The organism is Chryseobacterium sp. OSA05B, from assembly GCF_019970065.1.
Classification (GTDB): domain Bacteria; phylum Bacteroidota; class Bacteroidia; order Flavobacteriales; family Weeksellaceae; genus Chryseobacterium.
Map to the genome: position 1 here is coordinate 74,859 of NZ_JAHXYH010000005.1, position 22,907 is coordinate 97,765.

At 37.6% G+C, this 22,907-nt stretch carries 19 protein-coding genes; 13 read left to right on the plus strand and 6 right to left on the minus strand.

Features of this window, described 5'->3' with window-relative positions:
* Window positions 1–154: 154 nt before the first annotated feature.
* The 5 genes from LC419_RS18475 (at window position 155) to LC419_RS18495 (ending at window position 4,067) form a co-directional block, all read left to right on the plus strand.
* Window positions 155–709 carry a hypothetical protein gene (locus LC419_RS18475; RefSeq protein ID WP_223608742.1) on the plus strand — a complete coding sequence of 185 codons (555 nt, stop codon included), beginning with the start codon at window positions 155–157 and terminating at the stop codon, window positions 707–709.
* 27 nt (window positions 710–736) lie between these two features.
* Window positions 737–1,387 carry a hypothetical protein gene (locus LC419_RS18480; RefSeq protein WP_223608743.1) on the plus strand — a complete coding sequence of 217 codons (651 nt, stop codon included), beginning with the start codon at window positions 737–739 and terminating at the stop codon, window positions 1,385–1,387.
* Window positions 1,366–2,151, plus strand: coding sequence for a sensor histidine kinase (locus LC419_RS18485; RefSeq protein ID WP_223608744.1), 786 nt, complete (start codon window positions 1,366–1,368; stop codon window positions 2,149–2,151). The genes LC419_RS18480 and LC419_RS18485 overlap by 22 nt, the downstream gene beginning before the upstream one ends.
* On the plus strand, window positions 2,148–2,789 hold the full coding sequence (locus LC419_RS18490) for a response regulator transcription factor (RefSeq protein WP_223608745.1): 642 nt from the start codon (window positions 2,148–2,150) through the stop codon (window positions 2,787–2,789). The genes LC419_RS18485 and LC419_RS18490 overlap by 4 nt, the downstream gene beginning before the upstream one ends.
* Window positions 2,790–3,050: 261 nt before the next feature.
* On the plus strand, window positions 3,051–4,067 hold the full coding sequence (locus tag LC419_RS18495; protein ID WP_223608746.1) for a zinc metalloprotease: 1,017 nt from the start codon (window positions 3,051–3,053) through the stop codon (window positions 4,065–4,067).
* A 114-nt stretch (window positions 4,068–4,181) separates the two neighbouring features.
* Here the strand turns inward: LC419_RS18495 and LC419_RS18500 are convergent, their stop codons facing one another.
* Together LC419_RS18500 and LC419_RS18505 are read right to left on the minus strand one after the other, a co-directional pair.
* Window positions 4,182–6,047 carry a M1 family metallopeptidase gene (locus LC419_RS18500; protein WP_223608747.1) on the minus strand — a complete coding sequence of 622 codons (1,866 nt, stop codon included), beginning with the start codon at window positions 6,045–6,047 and terminating at the stop codon, window positions 4,182–4,184.
* 292 nt (window positions 6,048–6,339) lie between these two features.
* Entirely contained in the window at window positions 6,340–8,712 is a 2,373-nt protein-coding gene (locus LC419_RS18505) for an outer membrane beta-barrel family protein (RefSeq protein ID WP_223608748.1), read from the minus strand.
* A gap of 138 nt (window positions 8,713–8,850) precedes the next feature.
* On the opposite strand from LC419_RS18505, the gene LC419_RS18510 reads away from it, so the two are divergent.
* The 5 genes from LC419_RS18510 (at window position 8,851) to LC419_RS18530 (ending at window position 12,241) form a co-directional block, all read left to right on the plus strand.
* A complete protein-coding gene (locus tag LC419_RS18510) occupies window positions 8,851–10,167 on the plus strand; it encodes a sensor histidine kinase KdpD (protein WP_223608749.1) in 1,317 nt (438 codons plus the stop codon).
* Complete coding sequence (locus tag LC419_RS18515; protein ID WP_223608750.1) at window positions 10,157–10,840, plus strand: response regulator transcription factor; 684 nt, start codon at window positions 10,157–10,159, stop codon at window positions 10,838–10,840. Before LC419_RS18510 ends, LC419_RS18515 begins: the two co-directional genes overlap by 11 nt.
* 112 nt (window positions 10,841–10,952) lie before the next feature.
* A complete protein-coding gene (locus tag LC419_RS18520) occupies window positions 10,953–11,297 on the plus strand; it encodes a hypothetical protein (RefSeq protein WP_090025283.1) in 345 nt (114 codons plus the stop codon).
* 283 nt (window positions 11,298–11,580) lie between these two features.
* Window positions 11,581–11,718 (plus strand): multidrug transporter, encoded by a 138-nt coding sequence (locus LC419_RS18525; RefSeq protein ID WP_072924947.1) that lies wholly within the window; start codon window positions 11,581–11,583, stop codon window positions 11,716–11,718.
* Window positions 11,719–12,028: 310 nt separating this feature from the next.
* A complete protein-coding gene (locus LC419_RS18530) occupies window positions 12,029–12,241 on the plus strand; it encodes a hypothetical protein (RefSeq protein ID WP_072924944.1) in 213 nt (70 codons plus the stop codon).
* A gap of 197 nt (window positions 12,242–12,438) precedes the next feature.
* Here LC419_RS18530 and LC419_RS18535 read toward each other — a convergent pair whose 3' ends face one another.
* The 4 genes from LC419_RS18535 to LC419_RS18550 all read right to left on the minus strand — a co-directional run bounded on the left by LC419_RS18535 (window position 12,439) and on the right by LC419_RS18550 (window position 17,726).
* The gene (locus tag LC419_RS18535; RefSeq protein ID WP_223608751.1) at window positions 12,439–13,266 is read right to left on the minus strand and encodes an endonuclease/exonuclease/phosphatase family protein; all 828 of its coding nucleotides are present in this window, start codon (window positions 13,264–13,266) and stop codon (window positions 12,439–12,441) included.
* A 242-nt stretch (window positions 13,267–13,508) separates the two neighbouring features.
* The gene (locus LC419_RS18540) at window positions 13,509–15,707 is read right to left on the minus strand and encodes a M1 family metallopeptidase (protein ID WP_223608752.1); all 2,199 of its coding nucleotides are present in this window, start codon (window positions 15,705–15,707) and stop codon (window positions 13,509–13,511) included.
* A gap of 306 nt (window positions 15,708–16,013) precedes the next feature.
* Complete coding sequence (locus tag LC419_RS18545; RefSeq protein WP_223608753.1) at window positions 16,014–16,895, minus strand: SDR family oxidoreductase; 882 nt, start codon at window positions 16,893–16,895, stop codon at window positions 16,014–16,016.
* 420 nt (window positions 16,896–17,315) lie between these two features.
* Window positions 17,316–17,726 carry a DUF1573 domain-containing protein gene (locus LC419_RS18550; protein ID WP_223608754.1) on the minus strand — a complete coding sequence of 137 codons (411 nt, stop codon included), beginning with the start codon at window positions 17,724–17,726 and terminating at the stop codon, window positions 17,316–17,318.
* Window positions 17,727–17,898: 172 nt separating this feature from the next.
* Here LC419_RS18550 and LC419_RS18555 point away from each other — a divergent pair, with 172 nt between their 5' ends.
* The 3 genes from LC419_RS18555 (at window position 17,899) to LC419_RS18565 (ending at window position 22,704) form a co-directional block, all read left to right on the plus strand.
* A complete protein-coding gene (locus LC419_RS18555) occupies window positions 17,899–19,146 on the plus strand; it encodes a sensor histidine kinase KdpD (RefSeq protein ID WP_223608755.1) in 1,248 nt (415 codons plus the stop codon).
* An 18-nt stretch (window positions 19,147–19,164) separates the two neighbouring features.
* Window positions 19,165–19,848 (plus strand): response regulator transcription factor, encoded by a 684-nt coding sequence (locus LC419_RS18560; RefSeq protein WP_223608756.1) that lies wholly within the window; start codon window positions 19,165–19,167, stop codon window positions 19,846–19,848.
* A gap of 558 nt (window positions 19,849–20,406) precedes the next feature.
* Window positions 20,407–22,704: a GH92 family glycosyl hydrolase gene (locus tag LC419_RS18565; RefSeq protein ID WP_223608757.1), complete on the plus strand. Its 2,298-nt coding sequence runs from the start codon at window positions 20,407–20,409 to the stop codon at window positions 22,702–22,704.
* Window positions 22,705–22,907 lie beyond the last annotated feature (203 nt).

The following is a 22,907-nucleotide window of genomic DNA, read 5'->3' on the forward strand; positions in this document are numbered from 1 at the left end:
GGGTCCTCAAATTATTTGGGGACTTTATTGTTTTATAGCCTAATTTGCAATCCGTAAAAACACGGAAAATTAAGGGGAAAAAACACATGCCACTTAACATAAAAAATTCCGAAATTTGCACTACTAACTAACATTCTTTTATAAAACTAACGTTATGAAAACAAAACCTACTTTAGACGGAACCCTTGAAGCCGTTTCCGGGATAAACACCATTGCCTCAGAGCTTGTTCAGAAGTTGATTTCCAACTACAGGGACAACCAGATGCAGGCCGTAAATAAAGAATTGGGAATTACCGACTCCCATGCCATATGGTTTGACCTTCCTAAGTTGAAAAATTTTATTGCGTGTATAGAAAATGAAGCGGCAAAAGTGAACCCTGAAGTTTCTGAAGCTGATCTGGGTATCAGATTCTATTATGCTGCCTATCCTAAAGCAGAAGACTGGGGCATTATGGAAAACCATCCGGTAGAAAGAGAATATGCAGAGAGACACACCCTGGTGATGGTTCCTACTTTAAAGAAAGCAGATGAAAACGGTGAAATGCTGGACTATGATTTCTGTCCTTTAATTGGGGGATCAACTTTAGCCATGGCTTCAAAAGGTGACGGTGATGGTGACGGCGAGACATTTCCGCCTGAAACTCTTGCAGAAAATCACGGCACATTATCTCCGCCACACAATACAAAAGTTGAACAGTTTCCTAATTAATAATATATTTTTCACCCGATACGAAACATGACTGATTTTCAGAAGATACTTCAGGAATCCCTAATCTGGGTAGAAGGACTTGCTGCCCTAATATCCATTATTTACTATAACCGTGGTAATACGGACAGATATTGGAAGTATTTTTCTTTTTATCTTATTCTTATGTTTTTATGTGAGGTAATGGGAAAATGGGGACATCTCGTGATAGAATATGACAAACCAAAATTCTTTAATTATTTTGTCATTCCGGTTGAATTCCTTTTCTTTTATTGGCTGTATGCCGCAAAATCATTGGAAAGGCCTAAACTTTTCTACACCTTATCAGGACTGTATTTGTTGTCATTTCTACCCAGCGAAATATTCTTTACCACTAAGAAAATCATTTTCTCCTTCAACTATACATTTGGATGTCTTATGTTAATGATATTAGTGATCATGGAATACTACAAACAGATTAATTCTACTGAAATTTTAAACTTCAGCAAGAATAAAATGTTTTATATTAATTTAGGGGTAACTTTATTTTACATTGGAACTTTGCCATTCTGGACATTTTTCAGTCTTCTGGCCAAGTATAAAGAACTGTGGGATATGTATTTTAATTATTTTCTGGTATCCGGAATTACAATGTATCTTTTATTCTCAATTTCATTCATATGGGGAAAACGGAGCTCATAATCACCATTATTCTATTCAACATCTTCTTTGTGCTGTTTGTAGCTGCCGTCATGGTATACATCAGAAAGTACAAGCAGAGGAAGAGAGAATATATGAATGAAATTGAAGTAAAAAACGAAATTCACAAGCGTGAACTTCTGGCTACCCAGCTTGAAATTCAGCAGGCAACGATGCAGCAGATCGGGCGTGAACTTCATGATAATATCGGCCAGAAACTGACGCTGGTAAGCCTCTATACCCAACAGCTCCTGTACGAAAACAGGGTTCCCGAGGTAAGCGAAAGAATTGATCAGGTTTCCCAAATCATCAACCAGTCTCTGCAGGACCTCAGAAGCCTTTCAAAAACACTGACAGATGACAACATCAATCAAAAGGAAATCGTAACTTTGATCCAGGAAGAGGTAGACAATACAAATACTTTTAAAAGATGCCATGTCACCTTTGAACATAATTTCAAGCAGCTTGACCTTGGATTTGTCCATAAAAATGTCCTGCTCAGGATCACCCAGGAGTTTATTCAGAACAGTATCAAACATGCACACTGTAAAAATATCTTTATTAAACTGAATACTTCTGACAACATACTTTGGGAACTAAATCTCCGGGATGATGGCACAGGATTCGACAGTACAAAAATAAAATCCAACGGCATCGGCCTGACCAATATGAAAAACAGAGCGGCGATCATAGGTGCCGACTTCAGCCTGGAAAGCAAGGAAAACACCGGAACTACCCTCAATATTATTTTAAAAAAACAACCATGAAAAAAACAATAGTGATTGTAGACGACCACGTTCTTATCGCTAAAGCATTAGAAGGAATCATTGGAAATTTCAGTGATTTCGAAGTAATCTATGTATGTGAAAACGGGAAGGATCTGATCCAGAAGTTTGAAGATAACGGTAAAATTCCGGACATCATTCTGCTGGATATCAGTATGCCTATCATGGACGGTTTTGAAACGGCTGCATGGCTTACCCAAAATCATCCGGATATCAAAGTAATGGCACTGAGCATGCAGGGTGACGACAACAGTGTAATCAAGATGATCAAAAACGGAGCAAAAGGATACCTGCTGAAAAACACCCATCCCAAAGATCTGGAAACAGCCTTAACAAAATTGAATTCAGATGGGTTTTTCTATCCTGAATGGGCTTCAAAAATCATCTTCTCCAACCTGAACAAGGACAAAGAAACGGAAAACGCCATACGAATCTCAGATCGTGAAAGAGAATTCCTGAAATATACCGTAACTGAACTGAGCTATAAGGAAATTGCAGACAGGATGTGCTGCAGCCCGAGAACCGTGGAAAGCTACCGTGACCAGCTTTGTGATAAACTGGACCTGAAAACGCGTGTAGGACTGGCTGTATTTGCGATTAAAAACGGTTTTGCAGGTTGATTAAAAAGCGAAATTTATACTTAAAAATATAAATCATTTTAAACGATTTGAAGGATTATTTTCAGTAAAAACAAATTAAGGGATAAAATAATTAGACACACATAGGTGATATGATTAAAATTCAACTAAATCACCAAAAACATACATAATATTCAACAACACACCATATTAAATGAAAAATATTTAAATATTTTTCAAATTATCTTGTTTATTAATTTTTTATAATATAAATTTGGATACCAAACCATTAACAATTTATATATGAAAAAGCTATTATTTGGAGCTCTTATCCTGAGCTTCATGTCAGCCTGTAACAGTGATAATCTCTCCAATCAGGACGAAGCATCACAGGATGTTTCTACTTCTTCCGGTATGGCTGCCTCAAAAAGAGCCTGCCCTTCCGACCTTATAAGAGAAAAAGCCCTTAAAAGCGATCCTGCATTAAGAGCCAGATTCGAAGCTAACGAATTACAATCTGAAAACTTTTTAAGAGACCTTTCTATGGGTAAAGTACTTGCAGACGGAACCGTTGAAATCCCTGTTGTTTTCAACGTAATCTACAATACTTCTTCCCAAAATATTTCTGATGCCAGAATCGCAGAACAAATCGCAGTACTGAATGCAGATTACGGTGCTACCAATTCTGACATCAATAAAATACCTGCGGCATTCCAGCCTTCTGCTGCCGGCAACGTAAAAATCAGTTTCAAGCTGGTGGCTACCAACCGTAAGCAAAGTTCCAAAACAGCCTGGAGATCTGACTTGAACGAAATGAAAAAATCAACTACCGGCGGTATCAATCCAACTGACGCAACAAAAAATATGAATATCTGGGTAGTGAATTCTATTCTTGATGAAAACAATCAGCCTGGAATATTAGGATACGCCTACTATCCGGAATCTGCAGGATTGTGGTATGACGGCCTTGTAATAGGTTACCAATACATAGGAAAAACAGGTGCTTCTGCTCCGTTCAACTTAGGAAGAACAGTTACGCACGAAGTAGGTCACTATTTAAACTTACCTCACCTTTGGGGATCATCTGATACAGGTTGCCAGACAGATTATTCTAATGACACACCAACGTCTCCTGGCCCTAACTACGGAACGCCATCATATCCTTTAAACAGAACTTGTGGAGGAGTAAGCCGTTCTCAGATGTTTATGAATTATATGGATTATGTAGATGACAAAGCAATGTTTATGTTCTCTGCGAACCAAAAAACAAGAATGCAGGCTGTAGTAGCTGCGGCTGGTCCAAGAGCAGGATTAAGATAAGAATACACACCAAATTAACTCTACATAAAAAGAGCCTGAATTTTATATTCAGGCTCTTTTCTTATTTTACAGATCAAATAGTTAGAAATATTTAACGAGGTAATCTTTTTATTTTTATAATGCTCTTGTGTTATTATCGGGCGTATAATCCATAAAGATATCTCCGTCCAAAGTCACAGATTTCACTTTCTTTTTAATAGGAACGGTAAGATCTGTCTGTTTCTGATTTTTCTCCCAGATTCCGGGTGAGAAGTGAAGCTTTTCTACAGTTCCGTCTTCGTAATTAAGAACCGCATCAAAAGGAATGGCGAATCCTCCTACATTATCTACATTCACAGTAAGAAGGTCGTTAAGCTGTGAAGCACCGGCAACTTTTAAATCAATATAATTGTTTGTGTAGAACCAGTTTTGAAAGAACCAGTTCAGATTTTTCCCGGAACCTGTATTCATGGAATTAAAATAATCCCACGGCACAGGATGCTTCCCATTCCAATTGTCCATATAATGCAGAAGCGCTTTTTTAAACAGCTCGTCTCCTAAATAATCTTTAAGGGCAAGATAAGACAACGATGCTTTTACATAAGAATTGTTTCCATATCCGGCACCGCTCACCTGGGTACTCATCGTAATAACAGGCTGATCCTGCTCAGCGGAAGGGTCTTTGATCCATCTTTTGACACGGAAGTTTTTATAGAATTCTTTCGCTGCAGCTTCTCCGTTTTCATCAATTCCGATCAGGTATTCAAAGGTAGTAGCCCAGCCTTCATCCATAAAAGCATAGCGGGTTTCATTAATTCCCATATAAAAAGGGAAATAAGTATGGGCAATCTCATGATCTGCGGTAAGCCTTGCATCGCGAAGATCGTCAGGAATACTGGTATCGTTGATCATCATAGGATATTCCATATCAGCATATCCCTGAATAGCGGTCATCACATTATAAGGATATTCCACACCCGGCCATTTCTTTGAAAACCAGTCCAGATTATAGCGCATCCATTCCACATACTGTTCAAAATCTTTTGCTCCTGTTTTGTACGCTGACTGAACACTTGCTCTTTTTGTTTTTAACTGAACACTTGCTGCATCCCAAACATAGTGACTGCTTAATGCAAAACAGAAATCTGTGATATGATTCGCTTTGAATTTCCAGACATTCCATTTATTAGGCTTGGTTACTTTTCCGGACCTCATCTCCTGCTCGGAAGCAATATGGATCACTTTATCGCTTTTAAGGGAAGCTTTGTATCTTTTTAAATATTCCGGCTGAAGTACAGCATCCGGGTTCAGAAAATCTCCGGTGGCCCAAACCACAAAATTTTTCGGAGCAGAAATGGTAAAACTATAATCATTAAAGTCGTTATAAAACTCCTGTCTGTCCGAATGAGGAAGCATATCCCAACCATTGTAATCATCGTACACCGAAATTCTTGGGAAAGAATAAGCTACATAAAAAGTTTCAGGATCTATCTGTCCTTCCCTTCCACTCTGAATGGAAAGCGGGTATTCCCATTCTATTTTGATTTCCGTTTTAGATCCGGCTTTAAGGGATTTATTCAGTTTTACTTTTTCAACGGTTCCCCAGTCATCGCTGTTTACCGTATATTTTTCACCGTTTACGATGAAAGATTTGATATGAAGACCTGAAGACAGGAAATCTTTGGAAACCGTTCCTGATCTCGGTGACTGTGGTTTGTGAAGATTATTCACAAATCTGATGGCCAGCTCAGGAAGCTCGTCCGGACTGTTGTTTGTATACGTGATGGTTTCTTTTCCTGAAACGGTCTTCGTTCCGGCATCCACTTTTACCTCAACATTATAAATTCCTTTATTCTGCCAATAGTTTTTGCCCGGCGCACCGGAAAGATCCCGGGTTCCTTTTTCATAGGCTTTTTTAATATTCCTTGGCATATAAAGCTCCTGTGCAGAAATCTGCTGCATCGAAACAGTAACTGCCAGAGCATAAAGAAATCGTTTCATATCTCTAATTTTTAAAAATAAGTATCAAAATTAGCGAAAATGTAACACCGGGCAGCCATTTCTTTTATAATAATGTTTTATGAGTATCAGTTTTTATCTATTGGAAAGGAAGGTGGGTGCCGGAAGATGGATGTACTATTGGTCGCTAGGTTCAATGATTGAGAAACATCAATCGTCAATTTTGCTACGCAATTGAAATGTGAAACAAACTTATAACTCATCATTTATAACTCAAAAACACTCCCAAACCCTAAAACACTCCGACGCTCCCACCCCGTAAAACGAAATCCGATTACAATCTATCCTGTTCATCAGTCTTCTTAATTGTTTTGGCATTCTTCACCGCCTGGTTTCCAAAATTGAATTTCAGGGAAAGAGTAAATCCCTGCGTATCCCCGTAATCCAGGAAATAATTGTCCTGATTGGCATATTTCGTACTCACCTTCTGCCCCATGGTTCTGAAAATATCATTGACAATAAATGAGGCTTCCAGTTTTTTATCAAAGAATTTACGGTTCATTACGAAATAAGCAGACCATGCGCTGGAAATCGTGAAAGTTCCCTGTATCCCCGGTGAATAGTATTTGTGCCCCACTTCCATTTTCCAGTCATTGCTTTTATCTAAAGTAATAGCTGTTGAAACATTCGATACCCAGTTCCACACTTTATTTTTATACAGGAGATCATCCATTCCTTTGAAATAATTTTCGTTGTGTTCCAGATTTTCAGAAAGGATGAGTGTCCACCATGGTTTGATCTGGAAACTTTTGTAAAGACTTGCTCCAAATGCCTGTCCTTTTTCAATATTGGTGAAATAATAGATGAGATTATTCGTGCTTGGTTCCTGATATGAAATTTCCATAGACGGATACATCTCTTTCCGGTAGTACAGATCCAGATTCCAGCCTTTCCACGAATAGGTAAGATTCAAATTATGAATGATAGTAGCTTTCAGTTTCGGATCTCCCTGATAATAAGAAAATAAATTATAGTACGACTTTGCCGGATTCAGCCATGAATAAGACGGTCTGCTGATCCTCTTCCCGTAAGAAAACCCGAATTCATGCTTACTTTCGGTAGTATACTGCGCATAAAAAGTAGGAAAAATATTCCAGTACTTATTTTTATTCCGCTCATAAGGTTCGGAAACCACACCTTCCAGATCTGTCATTTCAGCACGAAGACCACCTTTAAAATTCCACTTTCCAAGATTATAAGCCAGTGAAGAATAGACTGCGAAATTATGTTCTTTGTAATCAAACAGACTGCTTTTCTCCGGGCGTAATTGCAGAATTCCGTTTTCGTTGTCTGAAAAGTCCAGTCCGCTCATTGTCTTCACAAAACTGTATTTCACTCCGGATTCCACCTCCAGTTTTTTATCTTTCCACTGATAATCTGCCTGTGTAGAATACAATTTGACATCGGCTTTATTTTGGGTAAGGAAGTTATCATCCCTCGAGGTTTCACCGGCAAAATTTAGATGGGTAAGCACATTCTGATATTTATCCACATTGTTTCCTGTAAAATAACTGATCCATGAAAGGCTGCTCTTCTTGTTCAGTTTGCGGTCTATCTGAAAGCTCAGTGAATTATTGATCGTTCTGGACTGATGATCATTAATGGTGGTATAGTTGGATTCAGCCATATTCTGGCTGTTGTAAATCAGTGTCGGCACTACGTAGGTTCCAAAAGATTTCGGACTGAAATATCCTGAATAATTCAGACTCAGATTCGTTAGGCTGTCAATTTCATATTCCGCATTGAAGTTAAGGGTATTCTGTGCTTTGTTCTTATCCTTCCTATTCATCGTACTCACCCATCGGGTCTGGCTTTCCTGATAATTAACGAAATCAGTTCCCTCACGGTAATAAGTTCCGAAACCTCTATAATAGCTTCCCATTAATGAAAGTTTATCCTTTTTATAATATTGGGATATGCCTGCCACTCCTTTTGCATACTGGGTCTGAACATATTTTGATGAAACAATTCCGCGATAGCCTTCAATTTTATTTTTCTTCATGACAATATTCAGCACTGCGCTGCCGGATGCTTCGTATTTTGCAGGCGGATTGGTGATCACTTCAACGGATTTAATTTCGTCTCCCTGGGTATTTTCAAGAAAGTTTTTAAGTTCATCCCCGGTCAGCATTACTTTTTTGTCATTAATCGTTACCAGAATTCCCATACCTCCTTTGATCGCAATAACATCATTGTTTATCGTTACATTGGGCGTTTTCTTTAAGATCTCCCACGCATTGAGCGAAGAAACATTGCTGTTTTCCACATTGAATTCCAGACGGTCTACTTTTCTGGTGACTACAGGTTTCTGCTTGGTCATCACAACGGCTTCTATTTCATGGGCTTCTTTCTTAAGGATGACTTTTAGAAGCTCTTTCTCATTTTGCAAATCCACTATTTTTTCAAACGGGACATAATCCGTTTTTTTGATAGTTATTTTAATGGAATCCCCTGAAATTCCTTCTAAAATGAAATGACCGCTTTCATCTGTCGTCAAGATTTTGATCCGTTCATTTTTTAAATTATAAACTGTGATATCCGCAAAAGCTATTTTACCACCTTCGGTATCGTTTACTGAACCTTTAATGACCTGCGTTTGGGCAGACATCAGCATTGGAAACAGCAAGAAAAAAAGAATTTTATACATAATTGATTCTGAAAAGCATGGATGTGACTCTGCTTCCGGGTTCAAAATTCAGTATTTACAGAGAGAATTTCGGTTAATGGAAGGTTAATGATGGGTTAATGCCAGCAAGGGAAAGCCTAAAGTTTTATCTTTGTTTCAATGATCACCAAAAGCAAAAACCTTATTGCTCTTTTCGCTGCCCTGTTCCTGCTTCTGCTTGGGATACAGGCCTATTTCATGTACAAGACGTATCAGGTAAAAGAACGCGAAATATACAGAGATGTTCATGCAAAACTTACCAACTTTACCGACAGATTGGAAGATCTAGGTGGTATCAAAAGCAGAGCAGATGACACCATTCAGAAGATCTTAATCCGATATCATGATAAAAAGATCAGTAAAAAAGATTTTTTGGAGTACTTTAAAAAGAACAAAAAGCAAAATGAAAAGCATCTCAGCGACTACGTAGATGCAAGTTTTAAAAAAGAAGGTTATAAAATTGCCACCAAAACAGAATACATTTCCATCATTTATATCCCCGACAGTACCCGCCTGATTGATCAGCCGATCACCCTGTACGAAACCCGAAACAAAGTTTCCAATCCTAAAATTTCCAATACAGGAAAATGGGAAACCACATCAAGATCCACGACTAACGATGACACTCCCGGCAGAAACGACTCTTTTCTTCTGAAAAGTAATACCGGTTTCGAGATTTTAAATATCAAAACCATCATATTTAAAGAGCTTGCCCTGCTCACCATATGCTGTGCTGCCATCCTTGCAAGTGTGCTCTTACTTTACATCTTCACCGTTAAAAATCTAGCCCGCCAGCAGAAACAGGTAGAAGTTCTCCACACCGTTGTGGATAATATTTCCCATGAATTTAAAACGCCGATCGCGACTTTAAAAATAGCCTCAAAAACTTTAAAAAAGGAATGGAATCCTCAAACACTGCCCCTCATCGACCGGCAGATCAACCGTCTGGAAAACCTGATGATTCAGCTTCACAAAGACGAAACTTCTGAGGAAACCCTTTCCATACAACCGGAAGACTGGAGTTTTTTTGTGCAGGATCTGGCCTTCACTTATCCTGAAATCAATTTTGATTTGTCCAATAAAATCATAGAAGAGCTTCCTTTTGATCAGCATCTTATGGAAACCGCCATCAAAAATCTTTGTGAAAACAGTGTAAAATACGGAGCTTCCGATGTGAAAATCAATATCAATAATTCTCCTCAAACTCTCAAAATAGAGATCACCGACAACGGCTGCGGCATTGAGAAAAAAGAACTTGATCACATTTTTGAAAAATTTTACAGAATCCAGTCTAATAATATCCACAACACCAAAGGATTGGGACTGGGCCTTTATTTTGTCAAAAAGATTGTCACGAAATACGGTGGAAGCATAGAGGTTTCAAGCCTTCCTAGAACCGAAACTACCTTTAAAATATCTTTTCCTTATGAAAACTAAGATTCTTTTAGCAGAAGATGACCCGGATTTCGGGATGATCCTGAAACAGTATCTTGAGCTGGAGGATTTTGAAGTTACCTGGTTTCAGAATCCGGAAGATATTGTAAACCTTTTAAGTACAGATTTTCCTTTTCACATAGGTATTCTGGACATTATGATGCCTTCCATTGACGGTTTTTCATTAGCCAAAATAATCTTAAAGGAGAAAAATAATTTTCCGCTGCTTTTCCTTACTGCCAAGAATCAGAAAATAGACCGTCTGACGGGCCTGAAGATCGGAGCAGACGATTATATTGCCAAACCCTGCGATCCGGAAGAGCTGGTGTTGAGGATTAAAAATATCCTTAAAAGAACTCAGCCAACCACCCCAGTGCAGATCAAAGTCGGAGATTATTCTTTCGATACAGAAAAGCTGCTGCTCTCCCATCCTGAGGGCAATGTACGCCTTACGATCAGGGAACGGGAACTTCTTCTGTACCTTCTGAAATACAACGGTACCATGATCAAAAGGGATGATATTCTGGACAGCCTTTGGGAAACGAACGATTATTTCACGGGAAGAAGCCTTGATGTATTTATCAGCCGTCTGCGGAAATATTTCATGAATGATCCTCAAATAAAAATCCAATCCCTGAGAGGAATTGGATTTGAAGTTGATTTTCCGTTAAATTGATCTGAAATCAAGTCAGGAAGTTTGAAGTTTGAAGCTGGAAGTTATCGAGGTAAGAAGGTAGAATTACGCGCGGCTTTATTTATCTTTATATTTAAAAAATAATATTAACAATATGTCAGTAGAATTAATATCTCAATTTTTAACCAAGTATCATCGAGCTAATTTGGTTTCTTTTAATAATTACATGGAGATGATAAAATCTAAATCACAGTTAACTAAAGAAGAATTGGAAAAACTTATAATTGATTCAAAGTATAGTCTACAAGGTGATTTTAACTCTAATCTTTATAAAATTGCTGAAGAAATAAATTTTGATTTAGATATAGAAATCACGCATCCTTTCATAAAAGATTTGCAAGTTAAGTTAATCGATTTACTAACAATTATGTCTATTCATTCGACAAACAAAGTAATACTTGAATGGTTTGACAATGAGACAAAGAAATTTATTTATTAGACTTTTCTATTAATTTAGTTAAGGCTTCAATATATTCATTTGATGAAGTATATAAAATTGTAAATATTTGCCTAAACCCTTACATCCTATTACAAGGTTTAACCTTTCAACTATCTTTACGATTCCTTTTAAGAAATCATCTTATTATGAATCTTTAATATTGATAATATATGGGCATTAATAATGCTCCTTAATTAGAGCTTTAATTATTTATTTTTGTTGTTATTTTATTAAGTTATATGATTAATATTTGTATTTTTATCTAAACTAAAATCATAAAACTATGGCAAAGATCAGAGACGCAGGAACAGGTAAGTATGTAACAGAAGAATATGGTAAGAAACATCCTAAAACAACTGTTAAGGAAACTGACAAGTCGGCACCTAAAAAATCTCCACCTAAGACTCCAAAAAAGAAGTAATTTCAATTCTTTTACGTAAACACAACCTATTGGTATTCTATGGAGTCCTAAATATTTACCTGTTGATAAGTTAGTTAAGTTAATTCAATTGGTTTGCTAATACTATAAATGAATCTGTTTCTTTTATAATAAATTCAGCTTGTAAAACTGTAAAACTTTCATCAGCAAATATTCCGTTCATTTCTTCTGTATGCAATTCATCAGGAATAGAATATACATCTTCACACTCAATGTATGTAGGTGAATATTTTTTTTATTATCATAATATAATTTTTAAATATTTTAAAGTATAATTATAAACTCTTTAACTATGGATTTACAAACAATTGCTATGGATTCTTATCAGAGTTCAATGATTATGGCTATTAAGCTAAATGCATTAATAGCCAGTTTGACAGATGAACAAAAAGTTATCTATCAAGATAGCATAAATGAACAAATTGCTGAAATAACAAAAAAATTAGAAAACAAAATGAACACAGAAGAAGTTCTTGAAATATTAAGATCAATGAACAAAATGTGATTTCCTAATTAATGAATTAATAAAAAAGAGAACTCAATCCAAGTTCTCTTTTATTTTTGTTAATTTAGTTTGGTGTATTGTTGGTACACTTGCCATATCTTTTAAGGTAACTGATAAAAATAACTTTCCAATATCAACTTTCCATCCTCCCTCTTCCAAACTTAACCTTATTATCTATTCCTAACGACCTCTGCTAATTAATAGGAAAGCTCTGCCAATACCGGAAAATGATCCGATGGATACAGCAGGTTTTCTCTTCTGTCATTGATATGTCTCTGGGACTTTATTTTAAAACCTTTCACGAAAATATAATCAATTCTGTCTTTTGGAACCTCATTGACATTGAAACCGGTGAACGTTCCTTTGGGTCCGTAAGGTTTAGTTTCGGAATGATAAAAGCTGTCATCCAGATTCTTCGAAAGGATTTTTATGGGCTCTGAATCTTCTGTTAAATTAAAGTCTCCGGTTAAAGTGACCGGAAGATTTTTAGGATTCATCTCTTTGATTTTTTTCAGAATAAGTTCGGAAGATTTCACTCTTGCCACATTTCCGATATGATCAAAATGAAGGTTCATCGCCAGAAATTCTTTTTTTGATTTTTTATCTTTAAAAAACGCATAGGTACAGATTCGGTTAAGCGCAGCATCCCATCCTCTGGAAGGCGTTTCCGGTGTTTCTGAAAGCCAGAATGTTCCAGACTTTACGACCTGAAGTCTGTTCGTGTCATAAAAAATGGCTGAGAATTCTCCTTTTTCTTTTCCATCATCTCTTCCTACTCCTACATATTCGTAATTCTTAAGGCCTGCTTTAATATCTTTCATCTGCTCGGGAAGTGCTTCCTGAACACCGAAATAATCCGGGTGATAATAATTTAATAAATCTACAGCATCCTGTTTTCTTTCCGTCCATGCATTTTCTTTATCTGAGGTCACCTGCAGCCTGATATTGAAACTCATCACTTTAAGATCCTGCGAAAATCCCAATGCAAAAAACAACAGGGATAAGATTGAAAATCTGAAATTCATAGTCCTATTTTTAAATTACAATAACAAAAATATAACATCTTTCTGAGAGTTGATGGAGGTTTGTGTTAATTTTTGGGAAGTGATGAGTTTTGAGTTTTGTGAGGCAGATCACGGAGTTGGAGAATTTCATATTTCACATGCGAAGCAAAATTGACCATTCACGTCTGTTTCTCTTCCTTATTCATAAAAAAGCCTGAACTTCAAATGAAGTTCAGGCTTCTCAATAGGAATAAGCTATGTTTTTAGTCTTTAGTAAATTTATATTCTCTTCCGCCCTGCTTAAAGGCAACGTCTTTTTTATCCTTACTGAAAACAAGTGTTATTTCACCTTCTTCAAAAGTAAACTGATTATTTCCTGTATAATCAATTGGAAATTCCTGCTGTTCACCAATTTTAGTATAAATCTGTCCGTTTTTATCTGACAAAACCAACTTAACCGATGTTCCTTTCATAGAATAAGTTCCTGTAAAATCTTTTACATTGATCTTTTCAACAGGTTTTGCCTGTGCTGAACTCCATACGTTGTTTTTTGCATTCACATCAGGAATCATAGAATCCGGATCCAGCATCACCTCATCAATTTCTTTAGTTGAATTCACTTTAAGCAACCATTCCGTGTTACGTTTCCAAACCTCAACCGGGATTTTCATGATCTGTTTGGTCCCGTCTTTGAATTTCACCTGAACCGTCGTTGGCATCGGCAGCTGACCAAGGTTTTCAACAATGATCTGAGCTCCGTTCTTAAAGTCACCATTCACATATTTTACATCTTTTACAGACTGATCGATTTTCCATTTATTGATAAACCATCCTCTCCAGAACCAGTTCAGTTCTTCTCCTGAAACATTTTCCATCGTATGGAAAAAATCCCATGGTGTAGGATGTTTGAAAGCCCATCTGTCGATATACGTTTTAAAAGCTTTGTCGAATTTTTCAGGACCTAAAATGGTTTCTCTTAAAATCTGCAGTCCCATTCCCGGCTTAAAGTAAGCCAAAGCTCCGATGCTTCTTTCTTTCATATTATCAGGACCTACCATAATCGGTTCAAGATTGTCCCCCATCATAAAACCTCCGGCTCTCGCAATATTTTTCTTGGTGTAGTATTCTCCGTTGTTAAAAGCCTTTGTGGATAACTCGTTGATAAAGGTATTGAAGCCTTCATCCATCCATGCAAAAAGTCTTTCATTGGAACCTACGATCATTGGGAACCAGTTGTGCCCGAACTCATGATCCGTAACTCCCCAAAGATCTTCCCCCGCAGAATCCATATGACAGAATACAATTCCGGGATACTCCATTCCTCCTTCGTTTCCGGCTACATTGGTGGCTGCCGGATAGGTGTATTCGTACCATTTTTGAGAATAATGTTCGATAGCTGCCTTTGTATATTCTGTAGATCTTCCCCACGCTTTTTCGCCAGCACTTTCTGCCGGATAAGCTGATATGGCCACAGATTTTTTACCGCTTGGAAGGTTTATTTTTGCAGCATCCAGAATAAATGCCGGTGATGAAGCCCATGCAAAATCACGCGTCTGGTCTATTTTAAATTTCCATGTTTTGGTCCCTGAAGCCTGGTTTTTTCCGATTTCAGATTCCGGACGGATCATCACTGTTTTATCACTGTTTCGAGCCTGCTCCCAACGGTTGTTTTCTTCTTTGCTGTAGACTTCTTTAGAATTCAGAAGTTCTCCGGATGCGACCACATAATGGTTGCTAGGAACTGTAATATTAGCAGAAATATGCCCATACTCCAGATAAAACTCTGATGCTCCAACGTAAGGAAGGGTATTCCAGCCCATCACATCATCATATACACACATTCTCGGATACCATTGGGCTATCGTAAATATCTTTCCGTTTTTCGTCTTATGAACTCCCATTCTGTCGGATCCATATTCAGGAGAAATAAAGGAGTATTCGATTTTAATTTTGGCAACACCGCCTTTAGATTTCAATTCTTTCGGAAGATCGATCTGCATTCTGGTATCGGTAATGGTATATTTTACGTCTTTACCGTCCAGTTTTACTGATTTAATTTTATAACCGCCTTCCAGTTCTTCACCGTGAGCTCCGTTTCTACTTCCTGATGGAGGAACAACCGCATTACCGCGGGAATCTTTTGCAAATAAATTCTGATCAAGCTGCAGCCACAGGAAGCCCAATTGGTCAGGACTGTTATTCGTGTAAGTAATATCAGCGGTTCCGGTGATCTCATTTTTCGCTTCGTTAAGGCTTACATTCAGATCATAATCTGCTGAATTCTGCCAATACGCATGTCCCGGTTGCCCACTTGCAGAACGGGTTTCTGTTCCGGTCTGAGGATAAAAGAAGGGCTTAAATGCCTCTACATAACTGTATTTCGGTGTTTCCTGTGCTAAAGCAGATCCTGAAAAAAGGAATAGGGCCGCTGCTGCCACAAGGCCTGGAAGTTTATAATTCATTGGGGGTAATTTATACTATTTCTGTGATAAGTTATAAAAAAACCCGGAATCGTTACAACTCCGGGGTGTTTTTATAAAAATTTTAATAAATTGAAGTTCTATAAGCAACCTCAATGTGGGTTTGAGAGTCAGAGGATTTGAGTGTTTGAGAGTTTCGAAATGCATATTTGAGTCGTGTCTCTTGTCTACAACCTCACATTTACCAATCACTTACGAAGCAAAATGACTATTAACGTTTCTCTTTGAAGTCTCAATATCTTCCCTCCTCCAGCTTCAGGCTTGCTACCTTCTTCAACTAAAAATGTTTTAGTTTGTTTTTTTCGCTTTAATCATCGCCTCCAGCGCATCCCACATTTCTGTTGGAATATCTTCCAGCATATTGAATTCTCCTGCTCCCTGAAGCCACTCGCCACCGTCTATAGTCACTACTTCCCCATTCATATAAGCAGAATAATCTGACACCAGATAAGCCGCAAGATTCGCAAGCTCCTGATGCTCTCCCACTCTTCTTAATGGAACTTTTTTCCGCATGTCAAATTTTTCCTGAAGATCTCCCGGAAGCAATCTGTCCCAGGCTCCTTTTGTAGGGAAAGGCCCCGGCGCGATCGCATTGAAACGGATGCCATATTTTGCCCACTCTACCGCCAAAGATCTGGTCATTGCCAGAACCCCTGCTTTTGCACAGGCTGAAGGAACTACATAAGCAGATCCTGTCCAGGCGTAAGTGGTTACAATATTTAAAACGGTTCCCGGACTTTTAGAATCGATCCAGTGTTTTCCGATGGAAAGGGTACAGTTTTTTGTTCCTTTTAAAACAATATCCAAAATAGAATCAAAAGCTGAATGCGTCAGTCTCTCTGTCGGTGAAATGAAGTTTCCGGCCGCATTGTTTAACAGAATATCAATTCTTCCGAATTCTTTTAACGCAGCTTCTTTCATAGCTTCCACCTCATCCCAGTTTCTCACGTCACATGCCACACACAGAACTTTTCCTCCGGTTTCCTCTTCCAGTTCTTTTGCAGTACCCTGCAGTTTTTCCAGATTACGGGAAGTGATCACCACTTTTGCCCCCAGTTCCAGAAAATATTTGGTCATTGCTTTTCCCAGGCCGCTTCCGCCTCCTGTTACAATAGCAACTTTATCCTGTAATGCACCTTCGCGCAACATTGGCTGTGTATATAAATTCATATGATCTTATTTTTTCCTAAAAATACTAAATATTGAATTCATGCCCTTTAAAATAATGGGATAAATCATAATGTTATAAATAGTGATTCTCTTTTCCAGCTACAAGAACAATAGCAGGTTTATAAAAATTGAGATAAAAATGAACTTCAGACTGGGGAAAGTGAACAGGTGCAAAGACTGGTAAAATAGTATGTCTATTTTTTTAAACTAAAAGTTTTACATTAATTATCCATATTCTAAGGATTAAAAAGAGGGAATCGATCTCTGATCTATTCGACTAAGCGAACGTTTAATCCGTGTCAAGATTTAAAACCTTGATACAGATTCCAAAAGCAAATTCTAAAGGAAATAAAAAAAACAACCCTGTAACGGATTACAAGGTTGCTGTATTTGTTATGAATGTCTGCTAAAAAAAACGGATTATGAAACCACCACTCCTTTGAATGAAAGAGTTTTAGGTGTTTTGCTTTCGCTGGTCGTTACATTCACTGTTTTCATGAATGCACCTGCCGCTGCTGCATTATAGCTCGCTTCTACAAATCCTTTTTTTCCAGGAAGAATCGGAGTTTTAGTGTAGTCTGCTGTTGTACATCCACAAGATGGAGCTACATTTTCAATAACGATTGGTTTTGAAGAGGTATTCGTAAATTCGAATCTGATAATTTTCGCTTTCCCCTGAGGAATGTTTCCTACGTCTATAGATTCTGATTTCCACTTAATGGCATCTGCAATTGTTCTTACGATAGAAACTGTTTCACCAGGAAATACGTTGGCATAAAACGGTGAAAAAGCAAGCACTGCTAAAAGAGCTGAGATTTGTAATTTTTTCATGAGTATAAATTTTAATAGTTAATAAAAATCAAAGGAACCGGTTATTATCGTTTGATATAGCAAATATAGAACGGATGATTCATACAACTTGTTAATCACTATCAAACATTTGTTAACGAGTTGTTAATGATCAAAGATAAATAGATATTTTTAGATAATATTGCTTCAGGAAATGAAAATAAAAAAACTCAATATCATTATAACGCTGGGGTTCATTGCTATTATCGGGATTTTAATAGCTCAGCTTCTGTGGGCCCGGCAGGCTTATAATCTTGAGGATAAAAAATTCAATCAGAAAGTCAATATCGCGTTAATGGAAGTGGCGGAAAAATTATCCGGGGGAAAAACTTCTTTTACTGAAAACCCGGTACAGATCATTGCCAATGATTATTACGTGGTTAATACCAATAATGAATTTCATCCTGTAGTGCTGGAACACTATCTGAAAACAGAATTCACCCGTTTTCAGGTGAATACAGATTATGTGTACGCCCTGTACAACTGTCACAGTGATAAAATGATCTATGGGAAATACATGTCGAAAAATCAGGAAAGCCCGAGTGATAAGGTGATTAATTTTCCAAAGCATAAAAATCTCATCTATTATTTTTCCATCCGTTTTCCCGACAAAACCACTTACCTGATCAGTTCACTACGGTTTTGGTATGTACTTACCTTTGCCCTTATTATCATTCTTCTGGTCTATGTTTATTCTATCTACACGATTATCCAGCAAAAAAAATTCTCGGAACTGCAACGGGACTTTATCAATAATATGACCCACGAGTTTAAAACTCCTTTATCTTCAATCCTTTTAGCATCAGAGTCTCTCAACAAGCAGAGTATCGTGCAGGAAAATCCCAAACTACAGACTTACACATCCATCATTATCAATCAAAGCTACAAGCTCAATAATCATATCGAAAAAATACTGAATATCGCTAAAAATGACACTTCCGGACTGTCATTGAAACCGCAGAAAATTATCCTGCTTCCGTTTATTCAGGAAATCGCTGACACCATCCGGCAGAATAATGAAAATATGACGATCGATCTCAACATCGAAAACAGTTTTTCCGTAATGGCAGATGAGTTTCACTTTACAAACATCATTTACAACATTTTGGATAATTCCATAAAATATTGTGAAACCGAGCCTCAGATTGTTATTTCAACGTATAAAGATTCAAAAGGTTTATATTTAAAGTTTAAAGACAACGGAATGGGTATTCCTGCTAAAAATATTCCTCATATTTTTGACAAGTTTTACAGGGTAAGCACCAGAAAGAGTGAGGAGGTCAATGGATTTGGATTGGGATTGTTTTACGTAAAAAAAATCGTTCAGCAGCACAACTGGAAAATTTCAGTTGAAAATAATGCCGATAAAGGAATTACCACGACGCTCTTTTTCCCGTCTTAAATTTAATCATGTGTACGTATGGAGAAATCTAAAATTTTATATGCAGAAGATGACAAAACCATAGCTTTTTTGATCCAGGACAGTCTGGAGAGCTATTATGACATCAACTGCTATCCGGATGGAAGATCCGCACTTGATGCATTCAACAGCCAGAGTTTTGACATCTGCCTGCTAGATATTATGATGCCGGGACTCAACGGGTTTGAACTCGCGGAGCATATTCGTAATAAAAATTCAGACATTCCCATTATTTTCATTTCTGCAAAAACCTTAAAAGAAGACAGAATCAAAGGCCTGAAAATCGGGGCCGATGATTATCTGGTCAAACCTTTCAGCATCGAAGAACTGATCCTTAAAATTGAGGTTTTCCTGAAACGCACTAAAAAAACCGATACTTCCCCGGTAAAATACAAAGTCGGCAGGTATGATTTTGATCCCAAGAATTATACATTACAGGATCCGGAAAACAGCATCAGTCTTACCCAAAGAGAATCTGAACTGCTTTTGTACTTTATCCGCCACAAAAATCTTGTTGTTAAAAGACAGGATATCCTGAAAGCGATCTGGGGAGATGACGACTATTTTATGGGACGAAGCCTGGATGTATTTATTTCCCGGCTGCGAAAAGTTCTGGCGGATGAGCAGAATATTTTAATTGAAAATCTGCACGGAATAGGCTTTCGTTTTTCTGAAAAAAAATAAAGTTACGCGGTACAGGTCTTTAGAAAGCTATGAGTTTTGAATTATGAGTAATGAGTTTCAGGATAAAAGGTACGGAATTGAGGATTTGAAAGTATGGGATCGCCTGCAAAACTTGGAAGAGATAAGTTTTTTTTTACGCAAAGTTTCATCTTGTTAATGTTGAGTTTTGAGGAAAGCAAAGACTGTGACTGCGTCACTGATTAAGCTCTCGGTATAAAACATCCGCTTAATCGAATCAATGAAATTGATTCCTCTCTTTGCTCTCCTTTTACTGTACGGTATTAGAATAGAACTTTGCGTAAAAAACTTATCTCTTCCCCAGGTTTTAAAATTGATCCAGTATATGGAAATAAAAAGTAGTTTCTGGTTTGAACCACGAAACCCACATTCCGAAACGTTAAGTACTAAGATTCATAAAAAAGTCTGATGTCTGAAATCTAAAACAAATGTCTTATCCCGAATTCAGGTTAAATACAGATCCAATTGTTTTTAAATTACAACGATAACAGATTATTCTTTGATTTTTAATTAATTTTAAACTTTGAAAATGAATTCTTAATGAAAAATCACGCAACAACTGTTTTTCTATTCCTTTTATTTTTTGGTTTACCTCTTAAAGCTCAAAAATTTGAAAGATTAATACAATACGTCAATCCATTCATCGGAACCGAAAAAATGGGACATACATATCCCGGAGCCACCGTTCCTTTCGGAGCTGTACAGCTTAGTCCGGAAACAGATACCATCTCATATGAACTCAATGGCAAATACAACGGCGAGGTATATAAATATTGTGCAGGATACCGTTATGAAGACAAAACAATTGTAGGCTTCAGCTCAACCCATTTCAGCGGAACAGGACATTCTGACCTGGGAGATTTTCTGATAATGCCCACTGTTGGTAAACTACAGCTGAATCCAGGAACTGCATCCAATCCTGAAAGCGGCTACAGGAGCAGATTTTCCCATGAAAATGAAAAAGCAGAAGCCGGATATTATAAAGTCAAGCTTGATGATCACAATATTCTTGCAGAACTGACAGCCTCCACAAGAACCGGAGTTCACCGGTATACGTTTCCAAAATCTGATCAGGCACATATTATTTTAGATCTCACCGCAGGAATTTATAATTATGAAGGTAAAAATGTATGGACTTATGTACGCGTAGAAAATGACGGTACAGTGACCGGTTATCGCCAGACCAATGGCTGGGCCAGAACCAGAACGGTTTATTTCGCGATGAAATTTTCAAAACCTTTTAAATCATACGGACAGAAAAATTTTGACGGCCCTCAGGTATACAAAGGATTCTGGAGAAAATTTGACCAGAGTAAAAATTTCCCGGAAATAGCCGGGAAAAACCTGAAAATGTATTTTGATTTTGACACCCGGGAAGATGAAGCGGTTGAAGTGAAACTGGCCATTTCTCCGGTAAGTCAGGCCAATGCTTTGGAAAATCTTGAAAAAGAAACCGGAAATTTATCTTTTGATCAGATCAAAGCAAAAGCCCAGGAAAACTGGAATAAAGAACTGAATAAAATCGTTATTAAAGGTTCCGAGACAGAAAAGACGAACTTTTATACTGCGATGTATCATACTTTCATCAGCCCTACCACTTATATGGACATCAACGGGGAATACAAAGGTTTGGATCAGAATAATCACAAAGCAGAAGGTTTTACAAATTATACCACGTTCTCCATATGGGATACATACCGTGCCCTACACCCTTTCTTTAATATCATCCAGCCAAAACGCAACAATGATATGGTCAAATCGATGATGGCCCATTATGATCAGTTCTCCATGAAAATGCTTCCGATATGGTCGCATTATGCCAACGACAACTGGTGCATGAGCGGGTATCACAGCGTAAGTGTAGCTGCCGATGCCGTGATCAAAGGAAATTACACCGGTGATCCTAAAGAAGTATTGAAAGCCTGCATCGCAACCGCCAATAAAAGAGATTATGAAGGCATCGGATATTATATAGATATGGGGTATATCCCAGCCGAGAAAAACGGAACTTCAGTTTCCAATACCTTGGAATATGCGTACGATGACTGGGCGATTGCTCAACTGGCCAAACATTTAGGCGAAACAGAAATCTACAGTCAGTTTATCAAACGTTCTGAAAACTGGAAAAATAATTTTGACCTGAAAGTCGGATTTATGCGTCCCAGATTAGCAGACGGAAGTTTCAAAAAAGATTTTGATGTTCTAAGCACCCACGGACAGGGTTTCATTGAAGGAAATTCCTGGAACTACAGCTTTTTTGTTCCTCAAAACCCTGATGGTTTAATGCAGATGATGGGAGGAAAGAAAAAATTTGCAGCTAAATTGGATGAACTTTTCACCATGCATCTTCCCGATGAATTTTTCGCCGATACAGAAGATATTACCCGCGAAGGAATTATCGGTGGCTATGTTCACGGAAACGAACCCGCTCACCATGTTGCCTATTTTTACAATTGGGCAGGACAGCCATGGAAAACCCAGGCTCAGATTCGCCGTATTTTAGAAATGCAGTACAAAGCGACACCGGACGGTCTCGGAGGAAATGACGATGTAGGACAAATGAGTGCATGGTATATTTTAAGCTCGCTTGGATTTTATCCTGTAGCTCCCGGTTCTGAAGATTATTCGATTGGAAGTCCGGCAGTGGATCATGCGGTTCTGAATCTTGAAAACGGAAAGACTTTTGAAATTGAAGCCATCAATCAACATCCGAAGAATGTATATGTGGAAAAGATTCTTCTGAATGGAAAGGAGATTAAAAATTTCACCCTAAAACATTCTGAGATTACAGCGGGTGGAAAACTTACTTTTTATATGAGTGCAAAGGCAAAGAAATAGTTTTTTTATAGTTCAAACATAAATACCACAAATGATTGACACAAATGTTCACAAATATCTGTGTACATCTGAGAAATTTGTGGTCAAAAAAAATATAACTCAAAATTTTCTCAGATAAAGATTCTACTTTCGCATCCGGAATTAATAGAAAATAAAAGAGCAAATAGTTGTATTTGCCCTTTTATTATTTTGATGTTTGTCTT

What these genes read in the sequence shown, in the direction of transcription:
- LC419_RS18490 (WP_223608745.1), top strand. Translation starts at nt 2,148, where the DNA reads ATGAAAAAAACAATAGTGATTGTAGACGACCACGTTCTTATCGCTAAA.
- LC419_RS18485 (WP_223608744.1), top strand. Translation starts at nt 1,366, where the DNA reads ATGGGGAAAACGGAGCTCATAATCACCATTATTCTATTCAACATCTTC.
- LC419_RS18535 (WP_223608751.1), bottom strand. Translation starts at nt 13,266, where the DNA reads ATGAATTTCAGATTTTCAATCTTATCCCTGTTGTTTTTTGCATTGGGA.
- LC419_RS18475 (WP_223608742.1), top strand. Translation starts at nt 155, where the DNA reads ATGAAAACAAAACCTACTTTAGACGGAACCCTTGAAGCCGTTTCCGGG.
- LC419_RS18510 (WP_223608749.1), top strand. Translation starts at nt 8,851, where the DNA reads ATGATCACCAAAAGCAAAAACCTTATTGCTCTTTTCGCTGCCCTGTTC.
- LC419_RS18505 (WP_223608748.1), bottom strand. Translation starts at nt 8,712, where the DNA reads ATGTATAAAATTCTTTTTTTCTTGCTGTTTCCAATGCTGATGTCTGCC.
- LC419_RS18500 (WP_223608747.1), bottom strand. Translation starts at nt 6,047, where the DNA reads ATGAAACGATTTCTTTATGCTCTGGCAGTTACTGTTTCGATGCAGCAG.
- LC419_RS18560 (WP_223608756.1), top strand. Translation starts at nt 19,165, where the DNA reads ATGGAGAAATCTAAAATTTTATATGCAGAAGATGACAAAACCATAGCT.
- LC419_RS18520 (WP_090025283.1), top strand. Translation starts at nt 10,953, where the DNA reads ATGTCAGTAGAATTAATATCTCAATTTTTAACCAAGTATCATCGAGCT.
- LC419_RS18495 (WP_223608746.1), top strand. Translation starts at nt 3,051, where the DNA reads ATGAAAAAGCTATTATTTGGAGCTCTTATCCTGAGCTTCATGTCAGCC.
- LC419_RS18555 (WP_223608755.1), top strand. Translation starts at nt 17,899, where the DNA reads ATGAAAATAAAAAAACTCAATATCATTATAACGCTGGGGTTCATTGCT.
- LC419_RS18515 (WP_223608750.1), top strand. Translation starts at nt 10,157, where the DNA reads ATGAAAACTAAGATTCTTTTAGCAGAAGATGACCCGGATTTCGGGATG.
- LC419_RS18480 (WP_223608743.1), top strand. Translation starts at nt 737, where the DNA reads ATGACTGATTTTCAGAAGATACTTCAGGAATCCCTAATCTGGGTAGAA.
- LC419_RS18540 (WP_223608752.1), bottom strand. Translation starts at nt 15,707, where the DNA reads ATGAATTATAAACTTCCAGGCCTTGTGGCAGCAGCGGCCCTATTCCTT.
- LC419_RS18565 (WP_223608757.1), top strand. Translation starts at nt 20,407, where the DNA reads ATGAAAAATCACGCAACAACTGTTTTTCTATTCCTTTTATTTTTTGGT.
- LC419_RS18525 (WP_072924947.1), top strand. Translation starts at nt 11,581, where the DNA reads ATGGCAAAGATCAGAGACGCAGGAACAGGTAAGTATGTAACAGAAGAA.
- LC419_RS18530 (WP_072924944.1), top strand. Translation starts at nt 12,029, where the DNA reads ATGGATTTACAAACAATTGCTATGGATTCTTATCAGAGTTCAATGATT.
- LC419_RS18545 (WP_223608753.1), bottom strand. Translation starts at nt 16,895, where the DNA reads ATGAATTTATATACACAGCCAATGTTGCGCGAAGGTGCATTACAGGAT.
- LC419_RS18550 (WP_223608754.1), bottom strand. Translation starts at nt 17,726, where the DNA reads ATGAAAAAATTACAAATCTCAGCTCTTTTAGCAGTGCTTGCTTTTTCA.